The sequence below is a fragment of the uncultured Algimonas sp. genome, from assembly GCF_947498175.1.
Lineage (GTDB): Bacteria > Pseudomonadota > Alphaproteobacteria > Caulobacterales > Maricaulaceae > Litorimonas.
On record NZ_CANMJB010000003.1, the window covers coordinates 165,422 to 187,110 of the forward strand.

At 65.0% G+C, this 21,689-nt stretch carries 26 protein-coding genes; 12 read left to right on the forward strand and 14 right to left on the reverse strand.

What is annotated here, in order from left to right; genetic code table 11:
- Window positions 1–3: 3 nt before the first annotated feature.
- The 5 genes from rsmG to Q0718_RS05635 all read left to right on the forward strand — a co-directional run bounded on the left by rsmG (window position 4) and on the right by Q0718_RS05635 (window position 4,265).
- Window positions 4–636 carry a 16S rRNA (guanine(527)-N(7))-methyltransferase RsmG gene (rsmG, locus tag Q0718_RS05615; protein ID WP_298914750.1) on the forward strand — a complete coding sequence of 211 codons (633 nt, stop codon included), beginning with the start codon at window positions 4–6 and terminating at the stop codon, window positions 634–636.
- A gap of 141 nt (window positions 637–777) precedes the next feature.
- A complete protein-coding gene (locus tag Q0718_RS05620; protein WP_366523836.1) occupies window positions 778–1,542 on the forward strand; it encodes a ParA family protein in 765 nt (254 codons plus the stop codon).
- A gap of 12 nt (window positions 1,543–1,554) precedes the next feature.
- The gene (locus Q0718_RS05625; protein WP_298914756.1) at window positions 1,555–2,622 is read left to right on the forward strand and encodes a ParB/RepB/Spo0J family partition protein; all 1,068 of its coding nucleotides are present in this window, start codon (window positions 1,555–1,557) and stop codon (window positions 2,620–2,622) included.
- 78 nt (window positions 2,623–2,700) lie between these two features.
- Window positions 2,701–3,897 carry an HWE histidine kinase domain-containing protein gene (locus tag Q0718_RS05630; RefSeq protein WP_298914759.1) on the forward strand — a complete coding sequence of 399 codons (1,197 nt, stop codon included), beginning with the start codon at window positions 2,701–2,703 and terminating at the stop codon, window positions 3,895–3,897.
- A complete protein-coding gene (locus Q0718_RS05635; RefSeq protein ID WP_298914762.1) occupies window positions 3,894–4,265 on the forward strand; it encodes a response regulator in 372 nt (123 codons plus the stop codon). The genes Q0718_RS05630 and Q0718_RS05635 overlap by 4 nt, the downstream gene beginning before the upstream one ends.
- A gap of 25 nt (window positions 4,266–4,290) precedes the next feature.
- On the opposite strand, the gene dnaQ is transcribed toward Q0718_RS05635, so the two are convergent.
- The gene (gene dnaQ / locus Q0718_RS05640; protein WP_298914765.1) at window positions 4,291–5,010 is read right to left on the reverse strand and encodes a DNA polymerase III subunit epsilon; all 720 of its coding nucleotides are present in this window, start codon (window positions 5,008–5,010) and stop codon (window positions 4,291–4,293) included.
- Window positions 5,011–5,148: 138 nt separating this feature from the next.
- On the opposite strand from dnaQ, the gene Q0718_RS05645 reads away from it, so the two are divergent.
- Window positions 5,149–5,451: a PadR family transcriptional regulator gene (locus tag Q0718_RS05645; RefSeq protein ID WP_298914768.1), complete on the forward strand. Its 303-nt coding sequence runs from the start codon at window positions 5,149–5,151 to the stop codon at window positions 5,449–5,451.
- Entirely contained in the window at window positions 5,448–5,708 is a 261-nt protein-coding gene (locus Q0718_RS05650) for a hypothetical protein (protein WP_298914770.1), read from the forward strand. The genes Q0718_RS05645 and Q0718_RS05650 overlap by 4 nt, the downstream gene beginning before the upstream one ends.
- 124 nt (window positions 5,709–5,832) lie before the next feature.
- Here the strand turns inward: Q0718_RS05650 and Q0718_RS05655 are convergent, their stop codons facing one another.
- The 6 genes from Q0718_RS05655 to Q0718_RS05680 form a co-directional block, all read right to left on the reverse strand.
- Complete coding sequence (locus Q0718_RS05655) at window positions 5,833–7,050, reverse strand: hypothetical protein (RefSeq protein WP_298914773.1); 1,218 nt, start codon at window positions 7,048–7,050, stop codon at window positions 5,833–5,835.
- 64 nt (window positions 7,051–7,114) lie between these two features.
- A complete protein-coding gene (locus tag Q0718_RS05660; RefSeq protein ID WP_298914776.1) occupies window positions 7,115–7,387 on the reverse strand; it encodes a hypothetical protein in 273 nt (90 codons plus the stop codon).
- A gap of 328 nt (window positions 7,388–7,715) precedes the next feature.
- Window positions 7,716–8,327, reverse strand: coding sequence for a dephospho-CoA kinase (coaE, locus tag Q0718_RS05665; protein WP_298914781.1), 612 nt, complete (start codon window positions 8,325–8,327; stop codon window positions 7,716–7,718).
- Window positions 8,327–9,178: a shikimate dehydrogenase gene (locus Q0718_RS05670; protein WP_298914783.1), complete on the reverse strand. Its 852-nt coding sequence runs from the start codon at window positions 9,176–9,178 to the stop codon at window positions 8,327–8,329. The genes coaE and Q0718_RS05670 overlap by 1 nt, the downstream gene beginning before the upstream one ends.
- Window positions 9,175–9,777, reverse strand: coding sequence for a Maf family protein (locus Q0718_RS05675; RefSeq protein WP_298914786.1), 603 nt, complete (start codon window positions 9,775–9,777; stop codon window positions 9,175–9,177). Before Q0718_RS05675 ends, Q0718_RS05670 begins: the two co-directional genes overlap by 4 nt.
- On the reverse strand, window positions 9,774–10,739 hold the full coding sequence (locus Q0718_RS05680; RefSeq protein WP_298914789.1) for a pyruvate, water dikinase regulatory protein: 966 nt from the start codon (window positions 10,737–10,739) through the stop codon (window positions 9,774–9,776). The genes Q0718_RS05675 and Q0718_RS05680 overlap by 4 nt, the downstream gene beginning before the upstream one ends.
- A 397-nt stretch (window positions 10,740–11,136) precedes the next feature.
- Here Q0718_RS05680 and hemE point away from each other — a divergent pair, with 397 nt between their 5' ends.
- Genes hemE through hemJ form a run of 3 tightly spaced genes read left to right on the forward strand, consistent with a single transcriptional unit; the run spans window position 11,137 to window position 13,002 of the window.
- Complete coding sequence (hemE, locus tag Q0718_RS05685) at window positions 11,137–12,210, forward strand: uroporphyrinogen decarboxylase (RefSeq protein WP_298914791.1); 1,074 nt, start codon at window positions 11,137–11,139, stop codon at window positions 12,208–12,210.
- Entirely contained in the window at window positions 12,210–12,524 is a 315-nt protein-coding gene (locus Q0718_RS05690; RefSeq protein WP_298914793.1) for a hypothetical protein, read from the forward strand. Before hemE ends, Q0718_RS05690 begins: the two co-directional genes overlap by 1 nt.
- 43 nt (window positions 12,525–12,567) lie before the next feature.
- Window positions 12,568–13,002 carry a protoporphyrinogen oxidase HemJ gene (gene hemJ / locus Q0718_RS05695; protein ID WP_298914795.1) on the forward strand — a complete coding sequence of 145 codons (435 nt, stop codon included), beginning with the start codon at window positions 12,568–12,570 and terminating at the stop codon, window positions 13,000–13,002.
- 7 nt (window positions 13,003–13,009) lie between these two features.
- Here hemJ and Q0718_RS05700 read toward each other — a convergent pair whose 3' ends face one another.
- A complete protein-coding gene (locus Q0718_RS05700; protein ID WP_298914798.1) occupies window positions 13,010–13,468 on the reverse strand; it encodes a DUF3576 domain-containing protein in 459 nt (152 codons plus the stop codon).
- A gap of 294 nt (window positions 13,469–13,762) precedes the next feature.
- On the opposite strand from Q0718_RS05700, the gene Q0718_RS05705 reads away from it, so the two are divergent.
- Entirely contained in the window at window positions 13,763–15,745 is a 1,983-nt protein-coding gene (locus Q0718_RS05705) for a porin (protein WP_298914801.1), read from the forward strand.
- Here Q0718_RS05705 and Q0718_RS05710 read toward each other — a convergent pair.
- Together Q0718_RS05710 and Q0718_RS05715 are read right to left on the reverse strand one after the other, a co-directional pair.
- On the reverse strand, window positions 15,742–16,056 hold the full coding sequence (locus Q0718_RS05710) for a hypothetical protein (RefSeq protein WP_298914803.1): 315 nt from the start codon (window positions 16,054–16,056) through the stop codon (window positions 15,742–15,744). The genes Q0718_RS05705 and Q0718_RS05710 overlap by 4 nt on opposite strands.
- Before the next feature lie 29 nt (window positions 16,057–16,085).
- Complete coding sequence (locus Q0718_RS05715; protein ID WP_298914806.1) at window positions 16,086–17,156, reverse strand: N-acetyltransferase; 1,071 nt, start codon at window positions 17,154–17,156, stop codon at window positions 16,086–16,088.
- On the opposite strand from Q0718_RS05715, the gene Q0718_RS05720 reads away from it, so the two are divergent.
- A complete protein-coding gene (locus Q0718_RS05720; protein ID WP_298914809.1) occupies window positions 17,155–17,832 on the forward strand; it encodes a YggS family pyridoxal phosphate-dependent enzyme in 678 nt (225 codons plus the stop codon). The genes Q0718_RS05715 and Q0718_RS05720 overlap by 2 nt on opposite strands.
- A 12-nt stretch (window positions 17,833–17,844) precedes the next feature.
- On the opposite strand, the gene Q0718_RS05725 is transcribed toward Q0718_RS05720, so the two are convergent.
- The 4 genes from Q0718_RS05725 to Q0718_RS05740 form a co-directional block, all read right to left on the reverse strand.
- On the reverse strand, window positions 17,845–18,522 hold the full coding sequence (locus Q0718_RS05725; RefSeq protein WP_298914811.1) for a tRNA (guanine(46)-N(7))-methyltransferase TrmB: 678 nt from the start codon (window positions 18,520–18,522) through the stop codon (window positions 17,845–17,847).
- Window positions 18,523–18,646: 124 nt separating this feature from the next.
- Window positions 18,647–19,090 (reverse strand): helix-turn-helix transcriptional regulator, encoded by a 444-nt coding sequence (locus Q0718_RS05730; protein WP_298914814.1) that lies wholly within the window; start codon window positions 19,088–19,090, stop codon window positions 18,647–18,649.
- The gene (gene lnt, locus Q0718_RS05735) at window positions 19,087–20,733 is read right to left on the reverse strand and encodes an apolipoprotein N-acyltransferase (protein WP_298914818.1); all 1,647 of its coding nucleotides are present in this window, start codon (window positions 20,731–20,733) and stop codon (window positions 19,087–19,089) included. The genes Q0718_RS05730 and lnt overlap by 4 nt, the downstream gene beginning before the upstream one ends.
- Window positions 20,730–21,686 (reverse strand): hemolysin family protein, encoded by a 957-nt coding sequence (locus Q0718_RS05740; RefSeq protein ID WP_298914820.1) that lies wholly within the window; start codon window positions 21,684–21,686, stop codon window positions 20,730–20,732. Before Q0718_RS05740 ends, lnt begins: the two co-directional genes overlap by 4 nt.
- Window positions 21,687–21,689: the final 3 nt, after the last annotated feature.

Here is a 21,689-nt window from a genome sequence, read left to right on the forward strand (position 1 = left end):
GCCGTGACGCCTGAACAGTTTGCCGAACAGGCGCCGATCCATCCCGACAGCCTTCAGGATTACCGCCTCTGGCACCAGAGGCTTTGCAAATGGAATGCGCGGATCAATCTGGTCGCGCCGAATTCGCTGGAATCGTTCTGGAACCGTCACGCGCTCGATTCGGCGCAGATCGTTCCGCACATTCCGGACCTCGCCGAAAAGATCGTCGATTTCGGTTCGGGCGCCGGATTTCCAGGCCTGTCCGTCGCGATAGACGCCAAGCATAATGGCCGGGACCAGCATGTCTGGCTGATCGAGTCGGCTGGAAAGAAAGCCAGCTTTTTGAAGAGTGTTTCACGTGAAACACATCTTCCCGTCACCGTCTGTTCCGACCGGATCGAGGCGCTCGATCCGCTCGACGCTGATGTCATCACGGCGCGGGCGTTCGCCCCGCTCCATCGGATGTTGCCGATGGCAAAGCGCCATATGGCCGGAAACGGCAGGTTGGTTTTGCTGAAAGGCGCGCATTTCGCCAATGAAGTCAAACAGGCGCAACGGGATTGGGCCTTCAACATGCGGTCAGTGCAAAGCCTGACGGATCCGACGGCATCGCTCCTCATCATCGAAAATTTGGAACGGCATGAGTGTTTCACGTGAAACATCGTGTGAATGTTTCACGTGAAACAATCGTTATACACCGCATCCCCATATAGACATCGTTACCGATCGCGCGCATTCCGGAGCTCTGAGACCTGAACTTCCAGACCGGGAACTGCTTTCGTGACACCCAAACGGATCATGGCCGTCGTCAACCAGAAAGGCGGCGTCGGAAAAACGACCACGGCGATCAACCTGTCCGCCTCTCTGGCCGAACTCGATCAGCGTGTCCTGCTGATCGACATGGATCCGCAAGGCAATGCCTCGACGGGTTTGGGCGTACCGCGCGACAACCGCTCCAAATCCTCCTATCACGTGCTGACCGAGACAATGCCGCTGGACGAGGCCATCCGGCCGACGCGCGTTCGCGGACTTTATATACTGCCGAGCCATCCGGATCTGGCCGCGGCGGAAATGGAGATCGGGTCCAGCGAAGGCCGCACGCGCATCCTGTCGCAGGCGGTCGAGGCGGCCGAGTCGGGCTTCGACTATGTCCTAATCGATTGCCCGCCCTCGCTGAACCTGCTGACGCTGAACGCGCTCGCCGTCGCCCGGTCGATCATCGTGCCGCTGCAATGCGAGTTCTTCGCGCTCGAAGGGCTGTCGCAGCTGCTCAAGACGGTCGAGATGGCCAAGGCCGGGATCAATACGAAACTGGCCATCGATGGCGTGGTGCTGACCATGTATGACAAGCGCAACCGTCTGTCCGCGCAAGTGGCCGACGATGTCCGCCGCCATCTCGGCCGCGCCGTGTTCGACACGGTCATCCCGCGCAATGTCCGCATCGCCGAAGCCCCCAGCTTCGCTGAGCCGGTCACGACTTACGAACCCGCCAGCCAGGGCGCCAAGGCCTATCGCCGTCTCGCGCGGGAAATCCTGCGCAAGCATGCGGCGCGCAAGAAGTAGAAGGAGAGCCCCATGTCGGACCGGAAACAGGGGACGGAACACAAGACGGGACCGAATCGCAAGACGGGTCCGGCCCGCAGGAAAGGATTGGGCCGCGGTCTGTCGGCCCTGATGAACGACGCCGGTCTGCAGGACGCAAACACCGCCCAGACGCAGGGCGATGTCGATGAAAGACCTTTGGAAATCAAGGGCTTGGGCATTGCCATGAACTATCCGATCGATCCGCCCGGCGACAAGACGAGCGCTCTCGTCGATCCGCCCAGGGACGAAGACGCCCCGCGCGAGCAGCCCGGCGTGCGCAACGTCGCCATTTCGCGCCTGGTCCGCAACACGGCCCAACCGCGCAAGCGTTTCGCGACCGCCCAGCTGGACGATCTGATCGCCTCCATCCAGCAGAAGGGCATCCTCCAGCCCATCCTCGTGCGGAGGATAGACGCGGACGCCGGCGACCGTGACGGCGCCGACTACCAGATCGTCGCCGGAGAACGCCGCTGGCGCGCGGCGCTGAAGGCCGGGCTGACCTCGGTGCCGATCATCGTGCGCGAGCTGTCCGACCGCGACGTGCTGGAGATCGGCGTCGTGGAAAACGTGCAGCGCGCGGACCTCAACCCGCTGGAAGAGGCGCTCGCCTACGAACAGCTCATCAACGAATTCGGCCGCACCCAGGCCGAGATCGCGACCACCATTGGCAAGAGCCGCGTCCATGTGGCCAACACGGTGCGCCTGACGGGGTTGAGCGAACGCGCGCGCGAGCTGCTGCTCGACGGCAAGATCACGGCCGGCCATGCCCGCGCGCTTCTGGCCGCCGAAGACCCCGACGCCCTCGCCGAAGCCATCGTCAAGAACGACCTCAGCGTCCGGGACGCCGAACGCTGGGTCCGGGCGGAAAAGGCGCCGCAGGAGGTGCCGGCCCGCAAGGGGGCGAAACCGGCCGACATCGTCGCGCTGGAACGCAAGATCGGCGACCTCACCGGCTATGCGGCCGACATCCGGCACAAAGCCAAGGGCGGAGAAATCCGGTTTAAATACAAAGACTTGGATCAACTCGAGACTTTCCTGAAACGGCTCGGCATCTCCTGATGACGTCATGCCCGGAAAGCGCTTCCAATCGCGCCGTCACGCTCTATGCCCGGACTTTTCCCATTCACGGATTGCGCCATGCCGGACAGGACTGAAAGCGAACTGCGAGAAGAGATCGTCCGCCTGCAGGACCGGCTCGCCGCCCAGGGCCGCCACATGGAGGCCGCCGCCGACGCCGCCCGCCAGACCGCCCGCCGGTTGAGCCTGCTGGAAGTCGTGATGGAGACCGTGCCGGTCGGCGTGGTGATCGCCGACCAGGCCGGACAGATCCTGCACGGCAACAGCCAGGTCGAGGCGATGCTCGGCCATCCCGTCCTCTATTCCAAGGATGTGGACGGTTACGCCGAGTGGGTCTCGTTCCACGAAGACGGTCGCCAGGTCGAAAGCCACGAATATCCGCTATCGCGCGTTCTGCGCGACGGCGAGGACCGGTCCGAGCTGGACGTCCATTACCAGCGCGGCGACGGCACCCGGTTCTGGATGCGCCTCATCGGCCAACCGGTTCTCGACGACCGGGGCGAACGCATCGGCGCCGCCGTGGCGCTGCTCGACATCGACCGCGAGCGCCGCCTGCAGGACACGCAGAGGATCCTGATCGGCGAGCTCGACCACCGGGTGAAGAACGCCTTCAGCGTGGTCAAGTCGATCGTCGGCCAGTCCTTGCGCAAGTCCGGCTCGCCGCAGCCGCTGCGCGCCGCGATCGACGGTCGCCTGGACGCCTATGCCGCCGCCCATGGCAAGCTGGTCGAAGGGTCGTGGGACAGGCTGACGATCCGCGACATCGCCGCCGACATGCTGGAGCGCATCGGCGACGGCCATATCCGGCTGAGCGGTCCCGTCGTCAGCCTGCCGTCGCGCCAGAGCCTGTCCCTGTCCATGGCGTTCTACGAACTGGCCACCAATGCGGTCAAATACGGCGCCCTGTCCGTGCCGGGCGGAACGGTCACGCTGGATTGGCGCATCGCCCGGAGAGAGAGGCGGGGAGACACGGAGAGCGGACCGGATGCGGACGAAACGCGGCTGATCTTCGAATGGACGGAACACGGGGGGCCGCCACCTGTTGTTTCCGAAGACACCGGCTTCGGGTCGTTCCTGACCGGCCAGGCGGTCGCTCTGGAGACCGGCGGCGAGGCCCACGCCGACTACCGGCCGACCGGTCTGGTCTGGACGCTCGACATGCCGGACCCCGGACCCCCCGCACCAGACTCCGATACGCCAGACACCGATACGCCCTATACCGATACGACCGATACCAAAACGGAAGACGCGACATGACCGACCGACCCCAACGCATCTTCATCGTCGAGGACGAAGTGATCGTCGCCTTCGAAATGGCGGACATTCTCGAAGATCTCGGTTTCGAGGTCGTCGGCCCCAGCATCCATCTCGACCACGCCAAGAAGACCGCGAAGGAACAGGACATCGATATCGCTTTCCTCGACGTCAATCTCGGATCCGGGAAAACGTCGAAGCCGGTCGTGGAAATCCTCAAGGACCGCGACATCCCTTACGTCTTCATCACGGCCTACAACAAGGACCATGTCGAATTCATCGATTCCGAGGACCGCGTCCTGCGAAAACCCGTGACCGGCGACACGCTGCTGCAGACCTTGCGGCGGCTCTATCCGAAACTGGAACGCTGAACCGGGACGCGCGGCCCCGCAGGGCTCAGCGCAGCCCGTCCATCCGCCGCAACACCCGGTCCCACAGATCCGATCCGCCCATATCGGCGATGAAGGCCGCATGCGCCGCCTTTTCGTCCTCCGTCAGGGCGGGCGGGAGCGGTTCGGGCCGGGCCGGCGCCGCATAGGCCCCGGTGCGCGAGGCCGGCGTCGCGTCGCTGTCCGGTTCCAGGGCCAGCGAGCGTTCGCGCCCGCCGCGCAGCTCCAGATAGACGCGCGCCAGCAGTTCGGAGTCGATGATGGCGCCGTGCTTGTCGCGGCCCGACAGGCTGACGTCGAAACGCTTGCAGAGCGCGTCGAGCGACGCCGGACTGCCCGGGAAGGCGGCGTTGGCCATGGCCAGCGTGTCGATGAAGCGGCGTTCCGGGATCTCCGCGCGTCCGATCCGCCGCAGCTCCGCATTGATGAAGCCCATGTCGAATTTCGCATTGTGCGCGACCAGCGGCGCGTCGCCGATGAAGTCGAGAAACGCGTCGGCGCGATCGGCGAATTTCGGCTTCCCGCGCAGGAATTCCGTCGTCAGCCCGGTGATCTCCACCACCTTGTCCGGCACGTCGCGTTCGGGATCGATGAAGGCATGGAACTGCTCGCCCGTCGGCAACCAGTCGACCAGCTCGATACAGCCCAGTTCCGTAATCCGGTCCGCCCCCTGGCTGTCGAACCCGGTGGTCTCCGTATCGAACACGATTTCGCGCAAGGGGGGCATGGGGCGAATCTAGTGAAAGGAGACAAAATTGCCAGAGACCCGAACCCGATTCGGGCTGTGGAGAAAAGACCCAGGAAGGGCGCGAACCGGTGGCGCATCGGATATTGGCTCCAAACTCTACATATGTAGATTTAACCCATGGCACGGTCCCGGACACCTTCGCGCGCCACGCGCTCCATTCTCGATGTGTTGAACGACGCGCCCGCGCATGGCTATGCCCTGATGAGGCAGACGGGACTGAGATCTGGCACGCTCTATCCCATCCTCATGCGTCTGTCGGATGCAGGCCTGGTCGCCTCCGAGTGGGAGGCATCTTCCGCACCCGGTCGTCCAGCCCGTCACGTCTACCGCCTCACGCCGAATGGTCAGGCCCTTAGGCGGGACCTGCTCGCGGAGGCCGCGCCGAAGCGGGCCGCAACGGCCCGGTTGGGGAATGCGTGATGTTTCGGGCCGAAAGCTGGATGCGGTTGGCCGAATGGATGATCGATGCGGATCGCGCCGATTGGATTGAGGCCATGCGTGCAGAGCTGCGAGTCATCGACTCGACATCCGAACGGACCCGCTTTGCGCGCGGCTGTACGCTTGCGGTGGCGCGCATAGGGTCGCCAAATAGTTTTCCGCTCCGCCCCTTGGTTGTCGCCTCCGGCAATGTCTACATTGAGCACGGTTTCGCACAAGGAGGCATGGGGCGAATCTAGAGATTGTGTGGCGGATGACCGAACGGTTCGGACGAATGGCCTGTGGGGAAGACGAAGGCTCTGTGGTCTGGTTGGAAAGGCCTCATTGGAGTAACCTAGTCAGAAAAAGTCGCAGTTCAAACGATCAGATTTTCATATAATCATCGCTTATGAATTCACGCTCAATAATTTCACCGTTTCGCAATATGTAGAGAAGTATTTTATTCCCCGCAGGTGCGGCAAAATGGTTTTCCGCCGCTTCGAAGAATTCACTATCGAAATGCGTCCAATATCGGCCTTCCGCATCTTCGACACCAACGATGGTATCGCCTGATCGAACGCCGGACATCCAGGATGGAGAGCCGATGTCGACGTGTTGGATGAAGATTTTCTTGGGGGCGTCCGGCTCGACATTGAAATGGATGATACCGGACGTATCTCTGGCAAATTCGGGACAATCCGCTTTCTCAAACTTCATGCTCTGAGTGGAAAAATCCATTGTAAACGCTACATGCTTGAGAAATTCAAAACCCAAGAGAATCGTGCTTTTATCGTAGGACGAAGAAGAGTCCTCAGGATCCTTTATGTAAGACTGGAGCAAGCAATTCGATAAATCACCAATGGTCTCGGCAGAACTGCGTAACTGTCTCGAGCTCAAATTCGATAGACGCTCGTCGGATCTGATAGGTAACCGGGACGCATCAGAATACCATGTACGTTCGCTGATAGGCGATTTAAGAATGATGGAATCATCTACGTCCAGAGCTCCCGTATCGAGAACGAAATCGGTCTGATGACCCAGCCATTCGCCTTCGATGATCGGATGGCTATTCCGGAGCTCTTCACAACGGTCGGACCTGTTCGCGATATTGCACTGGCCGCCCGGCAGAACCTCTTCAAGCGAAATCCCTTTGTCTGGATGGTTTGTTAGTTTTGTTCCTGCGAGAATGTCACGACCTATAATCCCCACGACATTTGGCGGAAAATGATCGTCGACACCACTTTCGACAAGCAATCTTGTGGAAACGACGTCACTGGAGAACTCCGCTTCTAAAGCAACTTCCCTCGAAAGTTCGAATTCAGCGGGCCCATCAATCTGTTCTATACGGACACTCGTTTTCTTGTCAGAGCTGTCTAGATAGCCGGCCTTCTCCGCAAAGCTATGGCTGATCGACGACATATAGGAGCCGCTATCTAACATGAAAATCAGCGGCCCGGACTTGTTCAAATATATTTCGATAGGAATAAAGGTCGTAGAAGCGATATTCTGCGGAGACAGCAAAATTCTACTTTTCCCGACGGGCTCAGCTCCCAAGGCAAAGCCACCCAAGAGGACGGTGGAGATTAATCTATAGAAATCCAATCTTCCTCCAATTCTGGCGGCTCGCCTTGCAAGCCGCCAGTTTAGTCTAGATAGATCGTTGTAACTATCGTGTCTTGCTTGGTTTAGTAATCTTTATACCAGGATGTCCTCCGACAATAGCGGGGCGGACTTTGTATCTGGAACTGCCATCATGACCACGACCGCCACCACTGTTGCGATCACCGAAAGAGTCTCTCAACTCTTGACTGCGGATACGACGGACCTTTTCAATAGCTTCTTTATCCTTTTTTGATTTCGATCCGCCAGAAACAAGAGCAAAATCTTTATGTTTAATCTCAATTATATCAGCCTCCAAGGTAAATGGCAGAAACGCCACAACTTAAGTTTTCAACAAACAACTACACAGTCAAGGCTTGTGCCGACATATTTACGAGTTCTTCATACAAAGGATAAGGTAGATATATAACTACCAGGGGAATAGCGTATTCAGCATTCCGGTCTTGTAGGACCAGGTCTTGGCTCACAGTCATCTCTTCTTTGGTCGTCATAAACATCTTGTAAAAGTACGCACGACGAAAGAGCTATGATCGCTGAAGGCATCACGACTGCCTTGCTGAAGAACGCCCATAAACCTCGGTTTTTCATGTCCGTAGCGCCTATTCGACAAATCGCAGTACAATTTAGGACAGGTCCAAATGACCACCCTAAATACATGAGCCGTTTTGATCCTCTAGTATACAACTCAACACCTGCGCCACCCGCTCCCGCGCCGCCTCCATGCCTTTGGACGTATCGATCACATAGTCCGCTCTGGCGCGTTTTTCCGCATCCGGCATCTGGCGGGCGAGCAGGCTGTCGAACAGTGCGGTCGTCATGCCGGGGCGGGACAGGACGCGGGCGCGCTGGACCGCCGCCGGGGCGGTGACGACGACGGTGGCGTCGACTTGCGCGTCCAGGCCCGTTTCGAACAGGAGCGGGACGTCGAACAGCGCGGCCTTGGCTCCGTCTCGTTCCGCTTGCGCAACGAATTCCTGCCGCATCTCCGCGACCCAAGGGTGGACGAAGCTGGTCAGGACGTCGAGATTCAGCGGATCGCTGCGCATATGCTCGCCGAGCCGAGCGCGGTCGACACCGCCGTCCGGGCCGATCGCATCCGGGAAGACCGCGCGGATCAGCGGCACGGCGCGGCCGCCCGGCGCGTAGAGCGCGTGGACGGCGGCGTCGGCGTCGAAGACCGGCACGCCAAGCGCCTCGAACATGGCCGCCGTGGTCGACTTGCCCATGCCGATCGAGCCCGTCAATCCGATCGTCTTCATCAGCGCGTGCCGGTCCGCAATGCCTCGCGCAGCACGGGCGCCGGGTCCGTGTCCGGGGCGGCCTGCCCGTAGAAGAGGTGGAAGGCGGGCCGGGCCTGTCCGATCAGCATGTCGAGCCCGCCGATCGTCTCCAGCCCGGCTTCCGCCGCATCGGCCAGCAGCGGCGTGCGTTCGGGCGTGTAGACCAGGTCATAGACCAGGGCGCCGCGCGGCGCCCGCACCAGCGAAAGGTCCAGCGCCGGATAGCCGGCCATGCCGGCCGAACTGGCATTGACGATCAGGTCGGCGCGTTTGACGGCCAGCCCGCGCTTGGCCCAGGGCAAGGCGTAGAAGGACGGCAGGCCGACCTGCGCGACCAGGGCTTCGGCGGTCGCGTCCGTGCGGTTGCACAGGATGATCTCCGGCACGCCGAGGCCGAGCAGTCCCGCAATGACCGCGCGCGACGCGCCGCCCGCGCCGACGACCAGCACCGTCATGTCCGACAGATCCGCATAGGACCGCCGGGCGCGCAAGGGCGCGGTGAAACCTTCCAGGTCCGTATTGTGGGCGATCAGCCGACCGCCGCGGACGTAAAGGCAATTGGCCGCCCCGATGCGGCGGGCATCCTCGGTCGCTTCGTCCGCGGAGCTAAAGGCCTGGGTCTTGAGCGGCAGGGTCACGTTCACGCCCGCGATGGTCGTGCGTTTCAGGGAGGCGAAGGCGGACCGAGCCTCCCACGGCTTGACCATGAAGGGCACATAGGCGCCGCGCAGCCCCGCTTCGCGCAGCCAGTGCGCATGCAGCGTGGGCGACAGGGAATGGTGGACCGGCCAGCCGCACACGCCCGCCAGTCGGGTGACGGGCGCACTCATGCCGGGATCGCGCCGCAATCGCGCAGATAGTGCAGCAGGGGCAGCAGGCTCAACCCCAGGATGGAGAAGAAATCGCCGTCGACGCGGTCGAACAATTGCGCGCCCGGCCCTTCGAAGCGGTACGCCCCGACGCTTTTCGTCACAAGGTCGCCTTCGCGCGCCAGATAGTCTTCGAGGAACGCGTCTGAAAAGTCGCGCATCCACAGGCGGGTTTCCGACACATGGCGCCAGACGGGCGCACCGCCCCGCGCGACCACGACCGCGCCGACCAGCTCGTGTCTGCGCCCGCGCATGGCCCGCAGCCGATCGCGCGCGGCGGCCGCGGTCTCCGGCTTGTCGAACAGCGTGCCGTCCATCACCATCACCTGATCGGCCCCGACGACCAGGCCCGGTTCCTGCCGGGAGACGCGAAGCGCCTTGGCTTCGGCCAGCGCGTCGGCGATGTCGCGCGGGCGGGCGCCGTCGCCCAGCATCGCCGCCTTGATCGCGGCTTCGTCCACGGGCCGGGCGATCACCTCGAAGTCGAGGCCCGCCCCGTCCATGATCTCGCGCCGGATGGCGGAGCCGGACGCCAGGATCAGGCGGGTTGCCTCCGTCATACCAGCCTCCGTTTGGCGGCCTGTTCCGGCCGGTGCAGCTTGTAGAGATTGATGATCTGTGCGGCGGTTTCCTCGATTGAGCGGCGCGACACGTCGATCACCGGAAAGCCGCGCTTGGCGAACTGGCGCTTGGCCTCGCGCACCTCGTCGCGCACGGAGCCCTGATCCGTATAGTCGGTCCGGCCCGCCGCCCGGCCCTTTGCGATATCGTAGCTCTTCAGCCGGTTCGTGCGGATCTCCACGATCCGGTCGGGCGACGCCACCAGGCCGACGACCAGCGGCGTTTCCAGCGTGTCCACGACCGGCGGCAGCCGGATGCCGTGCGGTTCCACCGGCACGAGCGGGATGTTGCCGGTCTTGAACCCGCGATTGGCCAGATAGATCGAGGTCGGCGTCTTCGACGTGCGCGATATGCCCAGCAGCACGATATCGGCATCGACCAGCCCGTCCATCTGCTGCCCGTCATCATGGGCCATGGCGAAGTCGAGCGCGCGGATGCGGTCGTAATAGGCCTTGTCGAGCGTGCGCTGCGCGCCGACTTCCGACGATGTGGTGACGCCCAGATAGCGCCCCATCATGGCCAGCGTCGGGTCCAGGATGGAGACGTGCGGAATGTGCAGCCGGTCGCAGAACGACTCGAGCATCTGCCGCTTTTCCGGATCGACCAGCGTGTAGATCACGACGCCCGGCTTGTTCTCGATCGCGTCCAGCGTGCGCTCCATCTGGGCGTCGGAGCGAACCAGCGCGTGCAGATGTTCGAGCGCGGTCGCGTTGCGGAACTGCGCCGTGGACGCCTTCATCATGGCGACCAGCGTCTCGCCGGTCGAATCGCTGACCAGATGGACGTGGAAGCAGGTCGAGATGTTGGGATTGCGGTCGGCCATAATGTCGATCGCCCGGCGAGCGGGCGGCAGCGGATGATCGGGCCTTTCGTTCAGAAGCGACGCCTGTCCTACCGTCACTTGTCCGCCCCTGTCCACAGATCATGCATCCATCCCCGGACCGGGGAGTCGAGTCGGGCATGGAATCGCGTCCGTCCCGGATTCCATGCACGGCCGGACCGCGTTAACGGACAATCCCGTGAATAACGGGGATGAATGCGCGAGGCGGGATTTCGTCCACAGAACCGTTCCTTATCCCCGGCCGGGCATGGCCGTGCGTTCCGGACCGGGACACACAGGCTGTGGAATGGATAACAGGTCCTTTCCAGATCCACAGGCCGGAGGCGGGGCGTTAAGACTTCTTACCGAACCCTTAAGATCGTCCCCAGATCCACAGGCTCCACTACCTCCTCAACTTTAAAAAATAAGTTGAAAGGGAGGGGGCGCGACGGGACCGTTTTCGTTTATAGAACCGGCGATGAAGACCGATCCGATGCAGACCGAACCGAACGGGGCCCGCCCCGACGCGCCCATCCTCCGGGCTCTCCGAGGCGAACGGGTCGATCCCGTGCCCGTCTGGTTCATGCGCCAGGCCGGACGGCACTTGCCCGAATATATGGAGGTGCGGGCCACCACATCCAGCTTCATCGAATTCTGTTTTTCGCCCGACAAGGCGGCCGAAGTCACGCTGCAGCCTGTGCGCCGCTACGACATGGACGCCGCCATCCTGTTCGCGGACATCCTGCTGATCCCGATCGGGCTGGGACGGCGTGTGGAATTCGTCAAGGGCGTCGGCCCGACGCTCGACCCGATCGATGCGGCTGGCATCGATGCGCTGACCATCGACGGCGCCGCCGACCGGGTGTCCGCCGTCTACGAGACCGTCGCCAAGGTCCGGGCCGAACTGGCGCCCGACAAGGCGCTGATCGGGTTCGCCGGGGGACCCTGGACGGTCGCGACCTACATGCTGGAAGGACGCGGCACGCCGGACAAGGAACAGGCCAAACGCTTCGCCTATGAACAGCCGGACGCGATGGCGGCCTTGCTCCACGCGCTGGTCGTATCGTCGGCCGATTACCTGATCCGCCAGGCCCGCGCCGGGGCGGATGCGTTGAAGATCTTCGAGAGCTGGGCGGAAGGCCTGTCGCCCGAACTGTTCGACCGGCTGGTGCTGCGCCCGACCGCGGACATCGTGACGCGGATCCGGGCGGCGGGCGTGGACGTCCCGATCCTGGGCTTTCCGCGCGGGGCGGGGCTGAACGCGGTCCGCTACGCCCACGAGACGGGGATCGACGCCATCGCCGCCGGGACGGACGTGCCGCTCGACGATTTCCGCGCCACCATTCCGGATGGCATGTGCATCCAGGGCAATCTGGACCCGCTGGCGCTGCGCACGGGCGGCGCGGCGCTAGACCGGGCCGTGGATCAGGTGCTGCGCGATGGACGGGACGGCGCGCATATCTTCAACCTCGGCCACGGCGTGACGCCCGACGTGAAAATCGACGACGTCCACGCCGTGATCCGGCGCATCCGCGAAGGCGCCCGAGCCTGATGGAGACGGTTGCCTTTTTCGTCATCGGCGCGCTGATTGCGAACAGCCTGCCGCACATCATCAACGGCGCGTCGGGCCGCCGCTTTCCGACGCCCTTCGCCCGGCCGCCGGGACGCGGGCCTTCATCGCCCATCGTCAATGCGGCGTGGGGCATCGCCAATCTCTATGCGGCGGCCGCGCTCTACCATCTGGGGGTCGAAGTGGACCGTGCCGCGGGCGAACGCATTCCCATGGGTGTGGTCGCCGCCGGGTTCAGCGCGACCCTGATCGCTCTGGCCTGGTGGTTCGGCCGCGCGGACAGGCCCGATGCCTAGGCCCGCTTTCCCCGACCCGTCTTCCCGGATATAGGACCGACCCATGCCCGACAGCCTCTATCTCTGGATCAAGGCGTTCCACCTGATCGCCGTCATCTTCTGGATGGCCGCCATGCTCTATCTGCCGCGGCTCTTCGTCTATCATTCGGGGGCCCAACCCGGCGGAGAGCTGGAGGCGAAGATGGAAGAGGCGGAAGTCAAGCTGCTGCGCATCATCATGAATCCGGCCATGATCGTCGCCTTCCTGCTGGGGCTCGTCCTGCTGCACTACAACATGCCGCCGCCGCTCTGGCTGCTGATCAAGGTCGGCCTGGCGTTCGGCCTGATCGCCTATCACGGCTTTCTGGCCAAGACGCGAAAAGGCTTCCTGAACGGCGGCCGGCCGCGCTCGGAAAAATTCTTCCGGCGGATCAACGAAATCCCGGCCCTGGTCACGGTGGCGATCGTCATCCTCGCCATCGTCAAACCGGTTTTCTAAGGGCGGTCTAGGCGTTGTCGACGGTCGCGATGTAGAGCTGGCGGGCGCGGGTCAGCACCGCGTCTTCCAGTTCGCGCGCCGTGTCGGCATCGACCGGCGCGTCCGCCCAGCCGCTACCGTCGCGGACCTGGCGGAAGACGCTGATCTTCAACGCATCCGCCCGCAGGTTCTGGTCCAGGATGTAGGCGGTGGCGCGCAGGCGCTCATCCGGCGCTTCCGGATCGGCGCGCCAATCCGTGATCACCACGCCGCCGAACGGATCGACCTGTTCCAGCGGCATGAAGTTCAGCGTCTCCAGCGTGGCGCGCCACAGGAAGGAGTTCACCCCGTTCGTCGGTGCGATGGCGGCGGCCTGCCGGGTGTCGGTGGATTTCGACTTGCCGATGCCGAGCGTGCCGCAGGCGGACAGGCCGATCAAAGCGGCGGCGCAAAGCGGAAGCTGTGCGGATATGAAACGTTTGGCCATGGGGCGGGCAACCTTCGACTGGACGAAAGAAGCGCTAGGGCGTCTTCCGGGACTGTTCGCGCGCTTATGCCGGAACGGCCCGCGCGGCGTAAAGAGCCGGTTTCATAAACTTCCCGTAAGCGCAAGCCTGCAAACGCTTTCGTCTGCCGGGAGACGGCGTGAGGAAAACGGCGTGAACGAACCGTTAACGGCGTTAACCCTATTTTCAGCCTTGCCGTGCCACGCGAGTCCTGAACCTTTCATCCCTGGCCAATCACCAGGCCCGTCACCCGGCAACTCGCGGAGCCCCGGCTCATGGCCAGACCCTTTCATGGCTCCAGACCCCTTCGCGCCTCCGGGCCTCTTCGGGCCTTCGCCCCTCTTCGCGCCTCCAAATCCCTTCAAGCCCACAGTCCGCTGGCGGACCGCATGATCGCCGAAGACCGTGCGCAAGCCCGCGCGGACCAGCGCGCGGCCGCGCGGGCCCGTCTGCGCACCCGCCTGACCTATGCGATCGGCCCGACTCTCGTGCTGGCGATGGGCGCCACCGTCATGGCGTCGGCGCAGTCGAGCAGCCCGTTCGCCAACAAGAAGACCGTGCAGGCTTGGGAAGTGCCGCAAGAGGGCGCGCCCGGCGCCACGGCAAGCGGTGCGGCGGGCGCCTCCGCGCCGTCCCTGCAGCTGCGCACCCGCGCCCTCGATGCCGAGACGGCCGGTGCCCCGCCGCCCCTGGCCGGGGCGGCCATGCCCGCACCGGCACCGGCCGTTCCGGCACCCGCGCCGCTGGACGGCGCGGTGCCGTCGCCGGCCTACACCTACAGCGCGCCGGACCGGGGGGCGCGTCAGGCGGAGGTGCAGGACGATACGGACTGGACGATCCACGAATTGCCGCGCCGGGCCCCGCTCCATGCCGGGCCGGGCGCCCCGGCACCGGGACCGTATGGGAGCCGAAGCGGCCCGACGCCACTGCCGGGACAATGGGTGGCGCAGCCCCAGGCAAGTGCCGGGCCCTACGGCAATCCGCATAGCCCCGCACAGGCCGGCCCCTATGGCCAGCCCGTCCCAAATGGCCCGGGTCCGGCCGGCCCCTACGACGCCTCCCCCTGGCCGCCCGACCCGTCCGCCAAACCCGGCTTTTTCGGACGCATCAAGACGCTGCTGCGCGGCGCGGTCAGGGGCGGCGTGGCGGCCCGCGAAACCGACGGTTGGGAAGAGGCGTTCATCGGCGACGCCGATGTGGAAGCCGAACTCAGCACGGTGACGCGCAACGGCATCGAATGGGGCGTGCACGGCCAGGTCCGCGCCCAGTATGATGAAGGCCGCAAGGGCTTCACCCGGCGCCTGCCGGATTGTCCGCCGACCACGCCCGGGTGTCCCGGCCTGACCGTGGCGGGTCTGCCCGGCCGCGTTGCCGTGCGCGGCCACACCTCGCAATTCTACACCGCCGGACCCGACGTGGCGAAGGACGCGCAGGTCGCGTTGGAATCGGCTCACCTTTTCGTACGGTCGGCCTACGGCGACGTGACGTTGGGCCGCGACGACGGGTCGGCCTTCCTGTTCAGTCTCGGCGCGCCGACCCTGATGACTGTTGGGGCCAGCAATTCGCCGGTGGACTATACGGGCCTGGATGCGGTCAAGACCGTCAACGACGCGTCCGGTTTCGCGGAGAAGGTCACCTATACCAGCCCGCGCCTGCTCGGCGACCAGGTCGGGCTGGGCGTCCAGCTGGGCGTGTCCTATGCGCCCGATGCCAGCGCCTGCGGCGTGGATTACTGCGTCGATCTGAACGACATCGAGAACGTCGTCGCGCCCGACATCCAGGACGTGATGGAAGCGGGGATCGCGCTCGACCGGACCTTCGCGCCGGGCGTGAGCGCGGAGCTGACCGGCACATTCGCGCGCGGCTCGGAGACATCGGGGCTGGCCGGACTGGACGATCTGCAGGCGTTCGGCGCCGGGCTGGAACTGAAGATGCGCGACTGGACGCTGGGCGGATCCTATCTGGACTCGAACCAGGGGCTCGAAAATGGCGACTACCGGGCCTACGATGTCGGCCTGACCTGGAAACCCTCCATGCTCGGCTTCACGGTCGGCTACGGTCATGCCACCGACGATCTGGTCCGCCTGAAATCCGACCAGTTCGTGGGCGGCGTCAGCTACGACGTCAACGAACGCATCCGCGTCGGAGCCGGCGTGCAATATACCGACCGCGAAAGCGTGCGGGACGTCGCCGGAACGGCGCAGATCGGGGAGGAGAAGGCGACCGCGCTCTTCATCGAAGGCGGGATCACCTTCTAGGCACCGGGCGTCTTGCCCCGGATTTCGGACCAGTATTCGTCCGCCACGTCGGCATCGATTTCGGTCCTGTTCGGCTTGTCCGGATAGAGTTGATCCTTGCCGTCCCGTCGCGGTCCCGAAATCCAGAACGGCTCGCGGGTTTCGGCATCGAAATAGTTGGCCTTGCAGCCCTGACCGCCCAGCCTGAGGAACAGGCGGCCACCATAGCGGATGGATTTCCCCGACTTGGAGAAGGTCACGCGGCCGATCCGAGCGGGTCCGACCAGCCCGCCCGATTTATCCTCCATATACATGATGCGCGTCTTGGGCACGATGGAGGATCCGGCGACGATGGTGGCGACTAGGCCGCGACGCCCTCGGCCCAGTCGGGATGGCGTTCGAACAGCTTGGCCACGAACGGGCAGCCCGGCACGACGCGGTAGCCTTGTCGGCGCGCATCCTCGACCAGGGCCTTGACCAGCGCCTTGCCGACGCCGCGCCCGCCGATCTCGCTGGGCACGCCGGTATGGTTGGCGTTCCACACCCCGTCCGCCACGCGGCGCAGGGTCAGTTCTCCGGTCGCGGACGCGCCAGTAACGTCGGCGGTGAAGACGATCCGTTCGCCGCCTTCCTGCTTGGAAATGCTGACATGGCCGTCGGGCCGCGCCTCGATGGGCTCGGTCGTCGTGTCGGGGGCTTTGGTCATGGCGTCTGTCCTCGGGGTCTGGTTTCTTGGGGCTTCGTTTCTCGGGGTTTCGTTTTTTGGGGCTTCGTTTCTCAGGGCTGCGGCAAGGCCGTCGATCGACGCGAACCCTGCGGCGCCCGACCCCAGAAGGGCGGGCGCGGTTTCCGGTCCGACGCCGCCCAGCGCGAAAACAGGGCAAGGCGTCAGAGCCGCTCTGCGAGTCAACGCGGCCACCCCGATGGGCGTTCCGGCGGACGGGCTTCGGCTGGGGAAAACGCTGGAGACGAACAGCGCGTCCAGAAGGTCGGTTCCGCCTTCGGGCGTGCCGTCCTTGTGGGCGGCGCGCGTGATCAGCGAGCGCGGCGCCCGGCGCCGCAGGCTCGCAGCCCCCGGATCCCCGCGCGGCAGATGGACGCCGTCCGCATAGTCCACGGCGACGCGCGGATCGCCCGCGATGAGATATTGCACGCCGCGTCCGCGCGTGATGACGCCGAGCCTTTCGGCCAGGGCCAGATCGTGACCGCCCACGGCCTCGCGGTAGATCAGCGCGCTGCCGGTCGGCATGCGCCGGGCCAGCTGTTCGAGGTCGGGCGTGCGGTCGCGGTCGCTCATCAGCACTAGCGGCGCGAGGCGGCAGGGCCGCCGGCCCGCCGCGTCATGGGCGCTGCGCAGATCGGCGGCCATGTTCATCATCGTGGTCAGCGAAGTGGTGGCACCCTCCGGCGGACTGTCATAAGGCGCGGGCATGAAGGACGCCTCTACCATGGCCGCGCGCCGCACGGAAATCCTGGACCGGATCGCGGCCGCGTCGCGCCAGGCGGGCGTGCCCGAGCCGCAACTGATCGCCGTGTCCAAGGTGCAGCCGGACGACCGCGTTCGCGCCGCCTTGGCGGCGGGCCAGACCGTGTTCGGCGAAAACCGCGTGCAGGAGGCGCAAGGGCGCTGGGGCGAGCGGTTCGCGCACGAGCGCGACCGGCTTGAACTGCATCTGATCGGTCCGCTTCAGACCAACAAGGCCAAGGAGGCTTGCGCCCTGTTCGACGTCATCCAGACGCTGGACCGGGAAAAGCTCGCCCGCGCCCTGCTGAAAGCGGCCGACAGGGTCGGGCGGATGCCGCGACTGATGGTGCAGGTCAATATCGGGGAGGAAGACCAGAAGTCCGGACTCGCGCCCGACGATCTGGGGACGTTCCTGGACCGGCTGGATGCCGAATACGGGCTGCGGCCGGAGGGGCTGATGTGCATTCCTCCGCTGGAGGCGCCCGCCGCGCCGCATTTCTGGCGCATGGAAAAGCTGGCAAACGCGCACGGCCTGGACGGCCTGTCCATGGGCATGAGCGCGGATTACGAGACGGCCGTCGCGTTCGGCGCGACCCATGTGCGTGTCGGCAGCGCGCTGTTCGGGGCGCGCGAACCGGTCTAGATCCCGGTCGGATCAAGTGTCAGCGCGCACCAGTTCGAACCAGTAGGGCGTGCGGCCTTCGCGCCGGGCCTTGGCTTCGTATTTGGTGCCGGGCCAGCCTTCGGGCGGCCGTTCCGGATCGAAGCCCGTCCAGTCGAAGCCGTGTCCGGTGTCGCGCGCATGGGCGCGGAAGCGGCTCAGCGCCCAGTCGACGTAATGCGGGATGTCGGAGGCGAACAGCAAGCGCCCGCCCGGTTCGATCACGCGGCTCAACTCCTCGACGAAGGCGGTGCGGATCAGGCGCCGCTTGTTGTGGCGCGCCTTCGGCCAGGGATCTGGGAACAGAATTAAGACTCGCGCAAGGCACGCTTCCGGCAGAGCGGCCATCAGTTCGCGCACGTCGCCCCGGAACAGCCGGACATTGTTCAATTTTTCGTGATCGACGCCCGTGACGACCTTGGCCGTGCCGTTGAGGAACGGTTCCGCCCCGATGACGGACACATCCGGATGCGTTCGGGCGAGATGGAGAAGATGCGACCCCATGCCGTAGCCGATCTCCAGCCAGCGCGGGCCGGGCGGCAGGGCGTCGCCGGGGCGGAGCTCCAGCCGCGGCCAGTGGGCCTCCATCAAGGCGGCCTGGGCCGGTGACAGGGTGCGCCCCTTGGCCCGCCCGAACGTGCGGAAGCGGTCGCGGGCCGGATCGAAACTCATGGTCTGAAACTCACGGACCGGAAAATCATGGATCGGAACTCATCGGTCGAACTCGGGGCAGCGGCGCCTAGAGGCCGCGCCCGGCGATGACAAGCCGGAACGCCGCCAAAGGGCGGCCGCCCCCTTAGGCGGGGCCGCGATCCACGCTGTCCTTGGCCAGGCTGCGCGCCAGTTCCAGGATCTGGCGGCGGACCGCCTTGTTGCCGATCTGCGAGACCGCCTTGGCGAGTGCGACGCCGTCGGAACTGTTGATGAAATCGTAGACGATCGGCATCTGGTCGTTGTCGGAAAACTCGCCCGCCTCGATCTCGTTGGTCATGCCTTCGAAGAAATAGCCGATCGGCACTTCGAGCACTTGCGACAGCCGCCACAGGCGCGAGGCGCCGACGCGGTTGGTGCCGCGTTCGTACTTCTGGACCTGCTGGAAGGTGACGCCGAGCTGGTCGCCCAGCTTCTCCTGGCTCATTTTCATCATCTGGCGCCGCAGCCGAACCCGGGCGCCGACATGGACATCGACGGGATTGGCGGAACGCGGGGCATGTTTGCTGGTCGCGGGTTTGTTCGTCACGGGGCCTGTTTCTCCACATTTGGCTTGCGGGCCGAACCCGGTCCACCCTTCCGGCCGTAGTGTCCTGCCCAGAGGCACGCTAGTAATAGTAAACCTACATTAATCAAGAGCAGTGCCGAATTGATATGTAGCATCGATGCTGCACGATCCGTGCCAACTGGCAGCACGACATCGATATGAGCGGCGGTTTTTCCGTCCAGGATCCGGTCGGCCCGGCCATGGGCGTCGAAAACGCCGCTGATGCCGTTCGCCGCCGAGCGGATCAGGGGCAGCCCTTCCTCGATGGCGCGGTAGCGGGCGATGGCGGCATGTTGCGCCGGGCCGGTGGTCGATCCGAACCAGGCATCGTTGCTCTGGTTCAGGATGGCCTGCGGGCGGGGCTCGCCGCCGGGCGTCAGGCCGGGAAAGATGACCTCGTAACAGATCTGCGGAGAAATGGGCGGCAGGCCGGGAAAGTGCGCGACGCGCTTCTCGGGCGCGGGCGTGATGGACCCGAGCGCGGTGGAGACGATCCGCGCGCCGATGCGCTCGACGATCTCGCCGCCGGGAATGAACTCGCCGAAAGGCACGAGTTTCTTCTTGTCGTTGACCCCGGCCACGGCCGGATTGCCGTCGTCGTCGAAGAGGATGGCGACGGAGCTGTTGTAATAGTGCCGCCGCGGTGTGCCGCTGCGGTCCGGCTTGACCTCCTCGCGCAGCGAATTCATCAGCCAGACGGGCGGATCGTTCGTCACGGCGGCGAGGTTCGCGCCGACGAAACGCAGCAGGCCTTCATTCTCCGTCGCCAGCCCGTTCACCGCGCCTTCCGGCCAGACCAGATGGCTGACCCGGTCCAGACCCGGGGCCAGGCTGATCGCTATGTGAGCGTCCGTGATGCGACCGGCCGTGGCCGGGTCGATCTTCTCCGACTGGCGGAACGGCACGGCGACCAAGCGCAGCACGACCCCCGGCTGGATGTCGCGCGTCGCATCCTGGAGCCTCAGCGCGCCGAGACCGAACAAGCCTGCCAGGACCAGCCCGCTGGCCAGGGCGGGCCTCACCCGGCGCGCCGTCCAGGCCAGGCCCAGACCGGCGGCGATCCCGTAGGCGACCATGGTCAGACCGTAGACGCCGATCCAGTGGGCGGACTGGCTGATCCATCCGCCCGGCTCGAACGCGTAGGCCGCCATGTTCCAGGGAAAGCCGGACAGGACGTGCCCTCGGGCGAGCTCGGCCAGGGTGAAGGCGGCGACGAAGGCGGTCGCCGCCCAGCCTCGGTAGCCGGTCGCGGCCACTTTCGCGGTGACGGCTGCGGCCGCGCCCCAGAACAGCGACAGCAGCACGGCCAGCCCGCCGACCAGCGGCGGTATCATGGGAATGAATTCGGGGCCGCGTTCGATGAAAGCCGACGCGATCCAGAAGCAGCTGGCCGAAAACCAGCCCAGCCCGAATAGAAGCCCCGTGCGGAACCCCGCCCGGCCGGGGCGCTCCCAGCCGGACAGGCCGATCAGGCGGACGAACAGCACGGCCAGCGCCAGCAGCGTCACGCCCCAGATGTGGAACGGCGCGAAACCCAGCGCCGCCAGGGCGCCGGCCAGGGGAACCAGCAGACGCGGCCCCCACCCTCTGGCATCCCAGACCCGTCCGGGTCCGGTCACGTTCATGTGTCCGGCTGGGGTTTGGAGACGTCGATCGCGACGGTGCCGGGCTTGCGCGGCAGGGTGATGCGCAGGCGCTTGACGCGGCGCGGATCGGCATCGGTCACTTCCATCTCCACCCCTTTCGGATGGACGATGATCTCGCCGCGTTCGGGCACGCGCCCGGCCAGGGTGAAGACCAGCCCGCCCAGCGTGTCGACCTCCTCTTCCTCGTCGATGGTCGCGAAGTCGCGGCCGATGGCGGCTTCGAAATCGTCGATGCTCATGCGCGCATCCACGTCCCAGCAGATCTTGCCGTCCTCCAGGGTGAGCTTCTTCAGCGCGTCTTCGAGTTCGTCATGTTCGTCCTCGATGTCGCCGACGATGGGCTCGATCAGGTCCTCGATGGTGACCAGCCCGTCCGTGCCGCCATATTCGTCCACCACGACGGCCATGTGGATCCGGCGCGCCTGCATCCGCCGCAGCAGATCCTGGGCCAGCATGGAGGGCGGGACGTAGAGGACGGGCCGCCGGATGGTGCGGATGACCTTGCGGTCCGGATAGGTCTTGGCCGTGCGTCCGCGCGCGTCGAACATCAGGTAGGGCAGCAGATCCTTGATGTGGACCATGGCGACCGGATTATCGAGCGTGTCTTCATAGACGGGCAGGCGCGAATGACCGGCGGCGCGGAACGCCTTGGTCAGCGCCTTCAGCGAGGCGTTCTTGTCGATCGCGACGATATTCGCGCGCGGCACCATGACATCGTCCACGCGCAGCAGGTGGAAGCGGTCGGCGGCATCGATCATGCGTTCGCGCGCGGCCGCCTTCTCCGTCGGGGAGACGTTCTCCACATCCTTGTCGGCTTCGGTCATGCGGCGGCGGAAGACCTTGGCGAAGAAGGACGGTCGTTCGGACAGACGTTCGGCCGGGGGCGGGGTGTGGGCGGCCGGGTCGTCCGGCGACGCAGGGTCGGTGGTCATAGC